This is a genomic window from Aequorivita antarctica, assembly GCF_007997155.1.
GTDB classification, from domain to species: domain Bacteria; phylum Bacteroidota; class Bacteroidia; order Flavobacteriales; family Flavobacteriaceae; genus Aequorivita; species Aequorivita antarctica.
On the sequence record NZ_VORT01000005.1, the window covers coordinates 275,473 to 290,064 of the forward strand.

Annotated in this window: 11 protein-coding genes; 6 read left to right on the top strand and 5 right to left on the bottom strand. The window is 31.6% G+C overall.

Annotation, left to right across the window (positions count from 1 at the left end; translation table 11 throughout):
- Position 1 precedes the first annotated feature (1 nt).
- From ESU54_RS09370 to ESU54_RS09380, 3 genes are all read left to right on the top strand, one after another.
- Positions 2-1,279 (top strand): type II toxin-antitoxin system HipA family toxin, encoded by a 1,278-nt coding sequence (locus ESU54_RS09370; protein ID WP_111846011.1) that lies wholly within the window; start codon positions 2-4, stop codon positions 1,277-1,279.
- Between the two features lie 530 nt (positions 1,280-1,809).
- Positions 1,810-2,385 (top strand): pyridoxine/pyridoxamine 5'-phosphate oxidase, encoded by a 576-nt coding sequence (locus ESU54_RS09375; RefSeq protein WP_111846012.1) that lies wholly within the window; start codon positions 1,810-1,812, stop codon positions 2,383-2,385.
- On the top strand, positions 2,358-3,113 hold the full coding sequence (locus ESU54_RS09380) for a metallophosphoesterase family protein (RefSeq protein ID WP_111846013.1): 756 nt from the start codon (positions 2,358-2,360) through the stop codon (positions 3,111-3,113). The genes ESU54_RS09375 and ESU54_RS09380 overlap by 28 nt, the downstream gene beginning before the upstream one ends.
- Positions 3,114-3,536: 423 nt before the next feature.
- Here the strand turns inward: ESU54_RS09380 and ESU54_RS09385 are convergent, their stop codons facing one another.
- The 5 genes from ESU54_RS09385 to ESU54_RS09405 form a co-directional block, all read right to left on the bottom strand.
- Entirely contained in the window at positions 3,537-7,181 is a 3,645-nt protein-coding gene (locus tag ESU54_RS09385; protein ID WP_111846014.1) for a M1 family aminopeptidase, read from the bottom strand.
- Between the two features lie 33 nt (positions 7,182-7,214).
- Entirely contained in the window at positions 7,215-8,102 is an 888-nt protein-coding gene (locus ESU54_RS09390; protein WP_111846015.1) for an ABC transporter ATP-binding protein, read from the bottom strand.
- A gap of 320 nt (positions 8,103-8,422) precedes the next feature.
- Positions 8,423-9,592 (bottom strand): carboxypeptidase-like regulatory domain-containing protein, encoded by a 1,170-nt coding sequence (locus ESU54_RS09395; protein ID WP_146848110.1) that lies wholly within the window; start codon positions 9,590-9,592, stop codon positions 8,423-8,425.
- Between the two features lie 70 nt (positions 9,593-9,662).
- On the bottom strand, positions 9,663-10,022 hold the full coding sequence (locus ESU54_RS09400) for a cupin domain-containing protein (protein WP_146848111.1): 360 nt from the start codon (positions 10,020-10,022) through the stop codon (positions 9,663-9,665).
- Between the two features lie 122 nt (positions 10,023-10,144).
- Positions 10,145-11,812 carry a T9SS type A sorting domain-containing protein gene (locus tag ESU54_RS09405; RefSeq protein WP_146848112.1) on the bottom strand — a complete coding sequence of 556 codons (1,668 nt, stop codon included), beginning with the start codon at positions 11,810-11,812 and terminating at the stop codon, positions 10,145-10,147.
- 676 nt (positions 11,813-12,488) lie between these two features.
- Here ESU54_RS09405 and ESU54_RS09410 point away from each other — a divergent pair.
- From ESU54_RS09410 to ESU54_RS09420, 3 genes are all read left to right on the top strand, one after another.
- Positions 12,489-13,238, top strand: a complete 750-nt coding sequence (locus ESU54_RS09410; RefSeq protein ID WP_111846083.1) for a DUF6597 domain-containing transcriptional factor — start codon at positions 12,489-12,491, stop codon at positions 13,236-13,238.
- Between the two features lie 34 nt (positions 13,239-13,272).
- Positions 13,273-13,722: a VOC family protein gene (locus ESU54_RS09415; protein ID WP_111846084.1), complete on the top strand. Its 450-nt coding sequence runs from the start codon at positions 13,273-13,275 to the stop codon at positions 13,720-13,722.
- A 308-nt stretch (positions 13,723-14,030) separates the two neighbouring features.
- Positions 14,031-14,441 carry a hypothetical protein gene (locus tag ESU54_RS09420; RefSeq protein ID WP_146744064.1) on the top strand — a complete coding sequence of 137 codons (411 nt, stop codon included), beginning with the start codon at positions 14,031-14,033 and terminating at the stop codon, positions 14,439-14,441.
- The last annotated feature ends 151 nt before the right edge of the window (positions 14,442-14,592 follow it).

Below are 14,592 nucleotides of genomic sequence, written 5' to 3' on the forward strand. Positions count from 1 at the left end.
TATGTTAGTTCAAGTTAGTTTATATGGAGAATCTTTAGGAACAGTAGATTGGAATGAACAAAAAGGAAGTGCGATTTTTCAATATAGTGAAAACTCATACACAAACACTAGAGAGCCTTCCCCTCTTCTAATGCCAAAGGAAGGTAGGACTTATGAAACGAATAGGGATCATATAAACTTTCACGATCTTCCATATCTACTTTCAGATTCAATGCCAGATGATTTTGGTAATATAATGATGAAAGAATGGTTAAGACAGAAAAGTCTATCATATGATGATATCAATCCCGTCGACAGGTTAACGTATGTAGGTAAAAGAGGAATGGGAGCTCTGGAATACGAACCAATAAATCATAATTCTAGTACTAATTATAGTATTGATGTAACAGAACTTCTAGAAGTAGCAAAAAATGTTTTAGAAGGCAAGGAAGAATTAAAATATAAAGGTTTAAATGAAGAGAGTCTAACAGAAATACTAAGAATAGGAACATCTGTAGGAGGAGCAAGAGCAAAAGCATTGTTAGCAATAAAAGAAGACGAAAAAGGAAAAATAATAGAAATAAAACCAGGAGACATACTACAGCCTAATGGATATACATATTGGTTATTAAAAATGGACGGAGCAAATGAAAAGACTTTGGGCGAATCTGATGGTGTTGGCAAAATTGAATTTGCCTATTATAAAATGGCTATAGATTGTGGAATTGAGATGTCCGAAAGTCGTTTATATAATGAAAATAACCGATTCCATTTTCTTACAAAACGTTTTGATCGATCAGAACTAGGAGAAAAAATCCATATGCAAACATTAGGCTCTTTAGTTGGAGTTGATTTTAAAATACAAAAGGCAAGCTCTTATGAAACATTATTTAGGACAATGAAACGATTGAAATCTAATTACCAGCAATTCGAACAACAGTACAGAAGAGCTATTTTCAATATTGTTTCAAGGAATCACGACGATCATGTGAAAAACTTCTCTTTTTTAATGAACAAACAAGGAGAATGGAGAATATCTCCTGCATACGATATTACTTATTCGTATAAACCAAGTGGTACGTGGACAAATGTTCATCAATCATCACTAAATGGAAAATTTGATAACTTTAATCAAAACGATTTAATTGAATTTGGAAAAATGTTTGGGATAAAAAACAGCAAATTAATTATTAAAGAAGTAATTGATGCTGTTTCTAAATGGAACCAGGTAGCTAAAGAAATTGATATACCTAAAAAAACAATTTCAAAAATCAATAAAGATTTAAGATTAAAACTTTAAAAGTCAGTGCCTAACTTAAGCCGTGTATAAACCATTGCTGGGTCTGTGCCCATCTGGAAAATTGCTTCGCCGGTTCGCTGCGCTCGTGTCCTGCGAAATTTTCACGTAGATTTGTACTTGGAATAGTTCGTGCTTTAACACGCAACGGTCCATACACAAAAACCTTAGCGGTAATTTAAAAAAAAACCTACTGGCGCGCTTTGGGAAAGCGTGTCTCTTTATTGTTGCATTTGCAATGCCCTTCAATGACTTTTGAAGCCGACAAAATAGTTATATTTGATATTCTCCCTCCTTTGGCCACCGAAGCTTCTTTATGCATCTTAGTTTTAAAGAAGATGTATAGCGTTGGAGGGTCAGTTAAAATGTCCTTGTAACGGTTTTCCACAATGGGTGGATATCAGTTTTTCTATATTTGAAAACTATATAAAGAAATTTTTTTAATAATTTCGGCATAGCCAAACGGATTGAAGGATAAACCCAATAAAGTTGGGAGTATAAATAAGTCGTATGCAATCTAAAACACAAATTAAATGAATCCTTTATTATTATTTGAAAAATGGTTTTCTGAAGAAAAAGAGCTAAGCAATTTAAAATTACCTGCTGCCTGCTGTTTATCTACCAGTGGATTAGATGGATACCCAAATTCTAGATTTGTTTCTTTAAAAGAAATTAAAAAAGAATCATTTGTAATTACGGGCCCTTTAGATTCAAGAAAAGGAAGAGAAATTGAAAATCATTCAAAAGCTGCACTATCATTTTGGTGGACTTCTACAGAAAGACAAATTAGGATACAAGGAGATGTATCAGTAATTCCTAAGTCTGAAGCTGAAATTTACTTTAAGCAAAGGAATAGAGACTCAAAAATTGTCTCTGCTATTTTTGAGCAAGGGCAGGAAATTCTAGATATATCATATATGCAAAAGCTTTTCAAAGAGAAGAAAGCAGCGCTAGGAAATAAAGAAGTTGAGCAGCCGAATAGTTGGGGAGGAATTTACATTAAACCTATTAGAATAGAGTTTATGGAGTTTAAAAAAAGTAGACTACACGAAAGAAAACTTTTTGAACAAGCCAGTAGTGGATGGAAAATGACAATAATACAACCATAATATTTTCTGTGAATAAAAAAATTGCATATATAACCGATATTTATTTAGATGAACAATTTCCAATTGACAAAGGAGTTGACGCCCGCAAAAATTGGGAAATAATACTTAATGATATTTCCAAAAGAGGTATAGGAGAAATTATATTCGGAGGAGATATTGGAAAAAAAACTGTAAATAAATGGTTTTTTGAATCTCTACATAATTATAATGTAGCCATTACTTTAGGAAATCACGATTACTTTGACGAAGTAATAAATCACTACAGTTTTGGAGTCATTGAAAACCGAACTGAACTGCACTATACTCAAGAGCACAACTATTACAAATTTCTATTTTTAGACTCAAGCTCAGGCTCAATAAGTCAAGAACAATTTGATTGGTTTAAAAAGGAACTTTTAACGGAAAAAAATATCATTCTCTTTATTCATCATCCTATTTTAGCTGTTGACACCGAAGTAGATAGGCAATTTGCCTTAAAAAATCGAAATCTTCTAAAAACAGAACTGCAGAGTCTTGAAAATGATGTTGTTATTTTTTGTGGGCATTATCATTTCGAGGATGAAAGAAGTAATAGTAATATCCGACAGTATATTACGCCTGCAAGTTCTTATCAAGTAGAGAAAATACCAGATGAAATTAAAGTTAATAGCGAAACATTTGGATACAGAATTATTGAACTGAATAAAAGTGAAATTAACACTGAAGTAATAACGTTTACCGCAGGATGAAAAAACGCTGCATACAACTCCATATAAAATTAATTGCTAGTATAAGGCTACTTTCATAATTTACCCACTAGCGCGCTTATTAAAAGCGTTTCTATTTATTGTGGCATTTGTAATGCCATTAGTCTAGTGTCAGGCAAGTAAATTTTATTATATTTAGTATTCTCCCCCTTTGGCCCCCGAAGCTTTATGCGTAGGTGGGCGTTTAAAATGCATGCTGTTACGGTTTTCCGTAATGGGTGGGTTTGCGTTTGTTTTATATTTGGAAATTATACAAAGAAATTTTTTTAATAATTTGGGCATAGCCAAACAACTGAAGGGATAAACAACGGTTCTCGATACACTTTTTAATCCATTGCTTTGCGTAAAAATCACTCGAACTGACGTGAGTAAGTGGTCGTCAGTTCGAGTTTTTTCTTTAAATCATTACTTTGAAATTTTCTCTAATGTCTTTATATTATCATCCGGAATACGGTCTATCATTTTGTTATACGGATCGATACCTGCTTTGATTGGCAGTTTCTTTGTGATAAAAGTATAGGTAGATTTTCCTGGTTTCACCCAAACTTTCTTTATAACTAAAGGTGCCTTTGTAGTGATGCCTTGTTTGTTTATAGTATCATTATCAAATACTGCAATTTCTAATAAGTTTGGCTTAGTTCCTGTAGACAATAACTTACCATTACCATCAAAATAGCTTTTCGAACTTTCAACTTCGAGAGTTACTTCATAGTTGCCGTTGGCTACTTTTTTATAGGAAGCATTTGTTATCTTGTTAGAATAAAGTGTAATCTTTTTGAAACTATCTTCTAAGTAATACTGTAAGTCAGGCGGCGTTGCTGCCTTCATAAAGTCATACCATTCTAATGTAGTAGTGAAAGGCGCTTTTTGTCTGAAACGTGCTGCCTCTATATAGGCTTTGAAAGCATTATTTAAGTTCTTTTCCCCAATTAAATCTTGAAGACCATACAGCACTATACTACCTTTTGCGTACCACACATAACGCTGATTATCATTGTCCATCAATGTTTTTTCAAACTTACTTTCATTTGCTCTACTGCGCAAATACGCATCCAATTCTTCTTTTAAAAATTTTTGCATGGCGTCAACCCCATATTCTTTTTGCATGACCATTAATGAAGAATACTCCGCCATAGATTCTGAAATTTGATTGGCACCTCGAGTAGCAGAAGGGGCAATTTGAAGACTCCACCATTGATGGGCAACTTCATGTGCGGTTACTGTATAAACGTAATCCGAATCATTTGGATCACTAAAATCTCCTACCCAGCCAAAGCTTTCTGCAAACGGAACCGTATTAGGAAAGGATTGTGCAAAACCGGCATAACGAGGGAATTCGAGGATCCGTATTTGAGTGTACTGATACGGCCCATAATTCTCTGAATAATAATCCATCGATTGTTTTACGCTTTTTACAAAACGATCAATATTATAGGTATGTGTTGGATGATGGTATATTTCTATATTTACTTTTTCGCCGGCTTTGCCTTTCCAAACTTCTTTATGAACATCATAAGCAGCTGACGAAATGTTATAGAAAAAGACTAACTCATCATTCATTTTATACGTATAATACTGTCTTCCATTGGCTTTCCATTTTTTCTGCAAATGGCCTGGCATAATAGCAATTTGATCGGGTGCTGTACTCACTGTTCCTTCAAAAGAGATATAATCACCATCATCGTTAAATAATAAATTATTCAATCCCCAGGCATCGGTTTGTGTTGGTAACTGATAATCTTTAATAGGCAGCTTGTATTTTTTTCTGTCCTGGTCACTTGTTAGCTCGTCTAGGGGGTCATAACCAAAAGAAGGGATGAAGTTGTTATTTAAAAATGTACCGTTGTAAACGATATCGGAACCCGAACCTTCATTAGGAAACCCTTTATAGAAACCAGTAACTTGTAAAACCATTGTAATGGTATCTTTAGGTTGTAATGGTTTGTCGAAAGCATAAATTTCATAACCAAAATCTTTGTATTTTTTAGTTAGTTTTGGAGTTGTACCTTCAATAGTAAAGGTATTTACTTCTTTTTTTAGCAAACCTTCCGGACCCCAATTCAAATGTAAAGCCTTGATAACTTCATTAGATTTATTTACCATTTTATAAGTTACCTTAATTTTGGCTGACCTTTTTTCTGGAAATAAATCGGCGTTTAATTTTACATCAATAACTTTTGGTTGGGCAATTTTATCATACTTGCTAAGTTGTTTTTCATATTCGGCAGAACCAATAATTCTTTCTTTTTCTGTTTTGTAGTTGTTCAGAATTGTGGTATTGTAATAAATAAAGTTGCCCGAACCCATAAAAATGCAAAGCAAAATAAAAAATGCTGAAATCGTTCTAACATTCAATCGCTCTTTAGCTATTTGCCAACGTGCTTTTCTCCCTGAGTCGGTACCACGTTTCCAGAAAAGATATCCGATAATTAGTAAAACACCACCACAAGCTAACCAATAGGTTCTAAACCAAAATAGCGCTTCGGCAAAATGCCCAAACCCATTCATGTCAGATACGGTATAGTTTGGTGAATAACTATATAAGTATAAATTGTTGTCTACATTGGCTAATTGATTCAATCCAAAAAGGAATACCCAAATCGCAATAGCAATAACGTGCCCCATAAACTTTTTGGTCACTAACGAATGCACAAAAAAGGCCAATAAAACGAATGTGATGTACTTAGGAAATTCAATTAAATACAAATCAGTGAAGTACACATCAAATTCAAAATTGAAATACCCTTTAATAATTTGGATGAGAACACCGTTAAACAAAATGATGTTAACTAAAACAAAACTAATCATCACCAAGGATAAAAACTTAGAACCATATACCAGACGATTCGGTAACGGAAACGCACCAAATATCTGATCATAATTAACGTTGCGTTCTCGATGCAATACTTCACCTGTCATAAACACGATAAGGATAAAGATGAGAATGATATACGTATCATTTTTCACCTCTAACATATAGTAGGTCATTGGTAAGGATGGTGTTCCGTAAATAGGAGCACCAAACCATGCATCATAAAACAGGAAGAGGGCAGCAGCAATTAGAATGGCTATAAAGAAGTTATCTCTAACGATGTTCTTAAATTCCATAAAAGCTAACTCAAACAATAATCTAACATTTAAACCTTTAGAAAAAACTTTTGAAACCTTAGGAATTTTAGTAAAGGCAGCCGCTGTATTTGCTTCATCTAAGTTGTCATTTTTCTTTTTTGAAGTATAATTTTTATTTAAAAACTTCATAAAGTCAAATCGGAACAAGGTAAAAAGCAATGCTGCGACTCCTAAACCAACCCATATCAGACGATTCCAGATTAACATTCCCTGAAACGGAACTGTCAAGGTATTTTGTTCTTCTGGTGTCCAGTAGCGAATAATATTTAGATACGTTCCTAAACCAAAAGGGTCAAGTAAGCTTACTAAGTTTTTGTTCTCAATGTCTTGTGTTAAGGTTATCGTGATTAAATATATAATGAATAAAATAGCGCCACCGGCATAGGCCAACATTACCTTTTTGGTCATACTAACCAGAGAAAAGAAAATACATCCTGCAAAGAAAAAGTTAGTCCAATACAGCATTAATGTAGGCTGAATATAATACCAAAGATTAAAGCTGGTAAAGCGTTCAGGTTCCCCAAAGCCTGCATAAGGGCCAATCATAAAACCTATAATTAATCCCAATTGCAATCCCAGACTTACCATAAGCAATACTGTCATTGAACCAAAAAAGCGACCTAGCAAATACCCTTTTTCAGTAAGGGGATAGGAGAAAAAGTAATTCTGTGTTTTATGCTCAATATCTCTATACACTGGAACGCCCATAATAGCACTGGTGAGCATAATACCAAAAATACTAATGGCTGATAATATAGTGGCAATAGCGATAGGAGCGTTCACAAAGACCTTCTCTGAAGTTGGACCTTTTCCGCTAATAGCCATAATTAATCCCAACAACATGAGTATACCAAAGTAGGACCAAGTTGCAGGACGTTTTAATCTGTATCTAATTTCGAATAAGAATATTTCTTTAAACATAATTGAATAATTTTATAGGGTTAGATTAAACAATTACACCAAAGTACTATTCATACGTGAAGTGATTTCAGCAAAATACACATCTTCTAAATTGGCTGCAAAGGCCTCAAAAGAAGCATCAGGTTTGTTATCGCTCAAGACATGAATAACGGTTTTCCCAGCTTTCAAATGTGTAGAAATAACCTGTAAATCCGTTTTGTAATGTGCTAATTCGTCTTTTTCAATGGCTTTAGTCCATATTCTTCCTTTAACGCCTTCGGTTAATTCATTTGGAATGCCTTTCGCCACAACTTCGCCCAAACAAATAATTGCCATGTTATTACATAAGTTAGAAATATCTTCTACTATATGCGTCGATAAAATAACAATCGTATTTTCTCCAATTTCACATAATAAATTATGAAAACGATTCCTTTCAGCAGGATCTAAACCAGCGGTAGGCTCATCCACAATAATTAATTTTGGATCACCAATTAAGGCTTGTGCAATACCAAAACGTTGCTTCATTCCGCCAGAATAGGTTCCTAAACTTTTATTTCGAACATCCCATAAATTGGTTTTGTTTAAAAGTGATGCTACTAATTCTTTGCGTTCGCCTTTATTTGAAATACCTTTTAAGGAAGCAATATGATCAAGCATATTATAAGAACTAACTTTAGGATACACCCCAAATTCTTGTGGAAGGTATCCTAGAATTTTTCGAACTTCAGCTTTATCTTTTAAAATATCTAAATCATCTAACGTAGCCGAGCCAGAATCTGCTTGTTGCAAAGTAGCGAGCGTTCTCATTAAGGATGATTTCCCCGCACCATTAGGTCCTAAAAGACCAAACATACCTTGAGGTATGTTTAATGTGATACCTTTCAATGCATGAACACCATTTGAATAGGTCTTGCTTAAATTCTTGATTTTTAATTCCATAATTTGATTGATTTTTTGATTGACTTTTTGATTGATTGATGTTTTAACAATAGTCATTTTTTTTAAAATGTAAGGATTATCAGATAAAATGACAGTGCTGTTGTTTTAGACTTAATAATCCAAAATATGTTACGGTTTTATATCCCTAAGATTATAAGTATTAGCGATTCCTAGTACAAAACATCGTTACCAGGCTTTACGGCTGTTGCGGATTAAGGAAGCCAAAAATTTCGGTTTTGCACTGAATTGAAAGATACAAAACCATCTTCAAAATTTGCCTAAAACCCCAATTGCGCCAAACCGCTGTTGGGCGATGTTTTTTATTTTTGTTGAATTGAATTAATGAATTTTTCTTCATTTTCACTTAATGGAAAAATATTATATTTTGTCCAAAAATTGTCGGTAAAACTATTTCCTGCTTCAAATAATGTTTTTTTACTATATCCGTTGTCTGGAATTTCAACATTATTTTTAAATTCATAAACAAATAAATCACTTGCATAATCAAAATTATGATCAACTTTCTTTCCCATTTTTATATACATTCCAACCTGCTTTTTACTGTATATCAAAATATACTGATTATTAATTATTTTAAACTTTGACCAAACTAAAATGTTATTACGCTTTGCTTTTGCAATTAATAAATTAATAGTTTTTGCATTTTTTAAATGATTTTCAGATGTGTAAATTTTAAATTCTAAAATACTTTTTGATTTTGGGTCAATAATTACATAACCTTTATTTAACATTTCATCACTTTCTTCATTTGGAATAATTCCGATATATTCATATTCATCTCCATTTGCTTCTTTCATAATTTTCCTTTCAAACTCATAATCATCACTTTTTAACAACTTTTCAATTGTTTCAAAACTATAAGCATTTTTCACATAATCTTTAACGTTTATTGGAGAATTATCATTACCAATACTTTTATCATCTTCATTAATTAGATTATTACTTTTCAATGCTCGATGTTGACCTAAAACTAAATTTGCTTTTCCGTTACCTTTTTTTATATAATAGTCAACTAATGCATCTGAATATTTAGTGTATTCATTATTTACTTTTACAATTTCTCTGCAATAACCTTTTAATAAAGTGTTTTTATCTATTTTGTTTTTTGATAATTTAATTATTTTCTTCAAATAATCTTTCGGCTTTTCGTTTGAAATTACTATTTCATCTAAAACATAATTTTTAGGTTTCAATAAAATTTCTTTTAAGTTTCCGTCAGATTCTATAGAAAAAGTTTCATAATTTATATGGCTAAATACAATTTTTGATTTATTATTTATTACGGTAAATTCTCCGTTTTCGTTTGAAATTGAACCTGTAGAATTATTTTTTAATTCATTTTCACTATAAATATTTACATATGGAATTGGTTGAAATGTTTCGGAATCTTTAACTACTCCTTGGATTTTATTGTTTTGACTCCAAATTAGGTTGCTAATTAGTAAAAGCAAAATGCAAATTTTTTTCATTTTTAGTTTTTTTGGTAAAATATCGTCCAACGTTCCCAGGCTTTACTTTTCTTTTATACGGTATTTTTCATCAATATTTTTGCTCGTCAATTGATTTTGTAATTTGAGATTTAACTTTTCCAGTATGTTCTGTAGTTTTTGATTCAATTAGCATAATTAGGCATTCTTCTTTAGATGAAACTCTGTGATTGATTCCTTTTTTTACAACATATAAATCCCCTTTTTGCATAACGAAATTTTCCTGATTTTCAATTTCCATTAACAAAGAACCTTCAACGATATAAAATAATTCGTCTTCACTTTCGTGATTATGCCAAGGAATTTCTTGTCCTTTTATTTTGGCTGCTTTAATAAATTGGTCGTTTACTTCTCCAATTACTCTGGGTGAGAAATATTTATCAACTTTTAAAAATTCATTTTTTAAATTCATAACTTATTTTTTTTATTATTTTATAATTCAAAAACACATTTGGAACTAGTATACCCTATATCAAATTAAAAATTTGTTAAATGATAAATCTTCAGTAACACCAATGTTTCGCAATAAAATAACTACTGTTTTATAAATTTTTGTACAAGTTTTTTTCCGGAATTTGAAGTAGCTTCTAGGAAATAAACACCATTTGAAAATGATGTGGTATTTATAGCAATATTTTCAGTAGTAATATCATCAGTAGTGTATATTAATTTTCCATAAATATCAAAAACTTTGATTGATTGTATTAAAAAACTAGCTGAGTTACTATAAATATTCAAATTAGAATTTACAGGATTTGGATAAACTTTTAAAGAATCATGTTCAAAATCATTTGTGCTTAAAACCTCTTCACATATTACTAAGGAATCATCTACAAAGCTCGGAATTTGGTCATCATTGTCTAATGTCAAATTTTGATTAAATAAAAGAACATTATTTGTAACTTCAACACTATGAAAATTCAATGATAAAGGTATATTCTCAAGTTGTGATTGTACAGTAATATTTTTACACGAAGACAAACCTGTTTCTTTATTAATCTTTATAAAATAATCATTCCCATTAGCTCCCGAATAAGTTCCGATTGCAAAAATTGTATGTTCAAGTTCTTTTAAATAGTTTGCTCTACCATACTCTGTTAGTTGACCATTTGATGCTGAATCTGAAAATACAGTGCTCCATATACTATTATTTGAAGTGCTATCTAATTTTCCAACAAAAAAATGAGAAAAATCTATTGACCAACCTCCAGTTTGAAGATATTTACCAAGTGTTCCACTATAATAAACAGATCCGTCATCTGACTGTTCTATAAAATCTAATAACGATATATCAAAATTATTTACCTGAATGGCTTCAACAGAATTAATGGCTGGGCTTCCATTTTGATTTAATTTTACTATTAATCCAGTTGTAGGTATTACACTCGGACTCAAAAGATCCTCATAACCGCCAGTAAGAAATAAATTATTTGAAGACACATTCGTAATTTCAAAATGAGTTCCAAGGCTATACCTTTCCAATAAACCGATTGGATTCCCATTACTTTTATCAATTTTTAATATAAAAACTTGTTGAGCAGAACTTGGTAATCCTGCTCCTTCTATACCTATTTTACCTATTACAGTGTAATTAGTGTCATTTTCTAAAAGAAAATCAGGCAATAAGTAGTAGCCATCTAATGTGAAGACATTAGACCACAATAAATTATGCTGGTTGTCAAATAATGCAATTATAGAAGAACTGTCTATTGTTTCTTCATCTGGATTTAAATAATTATAAGAACCACATATTATAGACTTAGAATCACTTAATTTTTTTCCAAATTTAAAAATAGTGTTCTCTGAATTAAAAAGTGAGTTTGCAACGCTATAGCTTTTGCCGTTTAAGAATTGAAAATTTTGTGCATTGATAATATTTAAAACATTATCATCGAAATTAAATAGTTCAAAATCTGAGAGACTATTTGAAAAAATTGGTTTGGTTGTGTTAAAAGCACTAATATTTAAAAAAGAATTTGGACTAAATTTATTAGAATTTATTAAATCTCCTGAGTAATTAAGATTCAAATACTCTGTAAAAAAAGACTCCCCTATAATCAAAAATCCGTCATCATTAAATTCAACTCTATTCCAATATGTATTGGCAGGGCTTTCATTTATTCTTTTATGAAATATGGTTTGAGAAAAACAAATAGGGTGAGTCAAAAAAATAATGACTACTATTAAAAAGGTTGATTTCATAATCTTTGATTGTTAAATTAATATTTAAAAAATATATTAAAATGCTTGGTGTGTAGTGAATTTTGAAAAATTCATAGCCATATAAAAAAAATCAAGAATGAGTCAAAAATCATTTAACTAATACATCATAAAATCATCTTCTGAATATCCTGCATGTATGACCCAACATGAATTATAAAAATGAATAATATCACTTGAAGTTTGAACGCATTTAGGATTAACCTCAAATAATATTGTTAAAGCTTATTAACGTTTATAATTCGAGTTATTTTTAGATATAAAATACTGGATGTAATATTCTTAAAAACCCATTTTGTAATTACAAATCTAGTATTCAATATAATAAATACCTATACCTATATTGGCGTAACTTTTTCTACCTGAAATCAGGTAAAAATTTATAAATCAAATAGCCAAGATATATTTTCTGTACGTTTAAAGATTATAACCGTTAGCACAGATTTTACCCCTACTTATAAAGTTTAAATAATACACGCTAGCGCGCTTTTACGTTTTTCCGTTATGAAGTAATACGGTATTGACTTATATTTGAAATTATTAATAACTAGTTGTATTTCTGTGCCGGATATTGCGAATAGTAATGTCGTATATACACTTGTTGTTATGTATAATTTCAACTACAACAGAAGAATTGAATTATAAGTAAAAAATTAGAATGATTTATAAAGAATTTCAGCCCGACAATTTATTAACCGACTTCGTTAAGAATTATTGGTGGTTTGACAATTCTGCAAAGCAGCAACTTGACTTTACAATTTTGCCAGATGGCTGTTTTGACCTAATCATTTCGTTAAACAATTACAAGCAAGAAGAAATTTCCCTAACAGGACTTTGGATCAAACAAGTTGACGTTTCTATTGAGCCAAACAGGCAAATTTTTGGAATACGTTTTAAACTATTAGCGGTTGACTATATTTTGCAACAAAACATTTCCGCTTTTTGCAACAGCGAACAAATAAAAGAAAATAGCTTTTGGCAATTGGATAAAACCACATTTGCGGATTTGGAAAATGTAACTGATAAGCTGAATAAAATTATGCTTTCAATTTTGGGTAGTCAAAAAGATATTGACTGCAGAAAACAAAACCTGTTCAACTTATTGTACGAAACCAATGGCGAACAGACAGTAGAGCAATATTCGCAACAAGTATTTTGGACAAGCAGACAAATAAATCGTTATTTCAAAGACAGATTTGGTATTCCTTTAAAATCATATTGCAAAATTTTGAAACTATTTGCTTCCTTCAACCACATAAAAAATGGAAAACTTCACCCCGAACATAATTATTTTGACCAATCACATTTCATTAAAGATTTAAAAAAACATACTGGAAATAATCCAACCGAATTGTTTGAGAATAAAGACGACCGATTTTTACAATTGACAACGATGACCGAAAAGTAATTTTGCTTCATTAATAATTTAAAAAAGCAGCAAAATGAAATTCAGTAACATCAGACTTTTAGTGAACGACTTTGACAAGTGCTTCACTTTTTACAACGACATTCTTGGTTTAGAATGTACATGGGGCAAACTTGGCGACAATTTCGCCAGTTTCAATATCGGCAATCCATCAGGACTTACTTTGTTTAAGGCAGAATTAATGAGTATTGCCATCAACAACTCTGACGCAAAGCAAAATGAAATTTTGCAAGACAAAATTGCTATCATAGTTCAAGTGGACAATGTAAACGAAACTTACAATTCGTTACAAACCAAAGGTATAAAATCCTTGACCGAGCCAAAAGACATGACGGCATGGGGAATTAGAGTTACACACTTTAGAGACCCAGAGAACAATTTAATTGAATTGTTCTCTGACTTGCCAAAAGAAAAATGGGACGACCATTTAATTGAAGACGAGAAAGATTTTCAAAAAGGTAAATGACGAAAGTGCAAACAATAAAAGAATTAACAATCATTCCAGGGGTTGTTAAGTCATTGGCTAACTCCGGCGTGCTTTTTAAAAGCTTGTCTATTTATCGTTGCATTTGTAATGCCCTTCAGGAACTTTTGAAACCGACAAAATAGTTATACTTGGTATTCTCCCCGATTAAAATGCAGGCTGTTTCGGTTTTCCGTTATGAAGTAATACGGCATTGCCATATATTTGAAATTATCAAAAACTAGTTGCGCTGATGTGCCGGATAGCAAGAATAGACTTGTCGTATATATACATGTTGTAAAGCATTAAAAATGAACCGACTTCTATTAATAGTCGCCATACTATCATTTGTTAGTTGTAAAACAGACACCGAACTGTTTGATGAAGTAAATGAAATGGCTCAATTTGATAAAGTTTACAAGCCGACCTTGATTCAATCAGGAAAAGAAAGTGGTTTTCTTGAACCTATGGCAGAATACAGTCTTTTCAGAATCGACTCTTTAGATTTTCGAAACTTGGAAAATTCAATTTTGGCAAATGATAGGTTTAAGGAAGGTTCCTTTTACTTCAACATTGAATTGAACGACTTCATATATAATAATGACCTCGAAATAGTAAATATGTCCAAATCATTAATCACAGAGAACGAATATGACAAAATCTACTACCTTTATTTACTGTCGGACAGAGAAACTTTTGCAGTTTACAAAGTCAATCACTAAATAAAAAAAACTGCATATAACAAAGGTAACCGTTGCACAACCCCATAATTTATAAAAACCCAACCCATATAAGCCGCTTTAAGCGATTTTGTTTTTTAGTTCAGCGTTGGGAATGGGCAGAATTTGGAACCGTTAAAAAGAGGGGATGCTT

What these genes read in the sequence shown, in the direction of transcription:
- ESU54_RS09370 (WP_111846011.1), top strand. Translation starts at nt 2, where the DNA reads ATGTTAGTTCAAGTTAGTTTATATGGAGAATCTTTAGGAACAGTAGAT.
- ESU54_RS09375 (WP_111846012.1), top strand. Translation starts at nt 1,810, where the DNA reads ATGAATCCTTTATTATTATTTGAAAAATGGTTTTCTGAAGAAAAAGAG.
- ESU54_RS09380 (WP_111846013.1), top strand. Translation starts at nt 2,358, where the DNA reads ATGGAAAATGACAATAATACAACCATAATATTTTCTGTGAATAAAAAA.
- ESU54_RS09385 (WP_111846014.1), bottom strand. Translation starts at nt 7,181, where the DNA reads ATGTTTAAAGAAATATTCTTATTCGAAATTAGATACAGATTAAAACGT.
- ESU54_RS09390 (WP_111846015.1), bottom strand. Translation starts at nt 8,102, where the DNA reads ATGGAATTAAAAATCAAGAATTTAAGCAAGACCTATTCAAATGGTGTT.
- ESU54_RS09395 (WP_146848110.1), bottom strand. Translation starts at nt 9,592, where the DNA reads ATGAAAAAAATTTGCATTTTGCTTTTACTAATTAGCAACCTAATTTGG.
- ESU54_RS09400 (WP_146848111.1), bottom strand. Translation starts at nt 10,022, where the DNA reads ATGAATTTAAAAAATGAATTTTTAAAAGTTGATAAATATTTCTCACCC.
- ESU54_RS09405 (WP_146848112.1), bottom strand. Translation starts at nt 11,812, where the DNA reads ATGAAATCAACCTTTTTAATAGTAGTCATTATTTTTTTGACTCACCCT.
- ESU54_RS09410 (WP_111846083.1), top strand. Translation starts at nt 12,489, where the DNA reads ATGATTTATAAAGAATTTCAGCCCGACAATTTATTAACCGACTTCGTT.
- ESU54_RS09415 (WP_111846084.1), top strand. Translation starts at nt 13,273, where the DNA reads ATGAAATTCAGTAACATCAGACTTTTAGTGAACGACTTTGACAAGTGC.
- ESU54_RS09420 (WP_146744064.1), top strand. Translation starts at nt 14,031, where the DNA reads ATGAACCGACTTCTATTAATAGTCGCCATACTATCATTTGTTAGTTGT.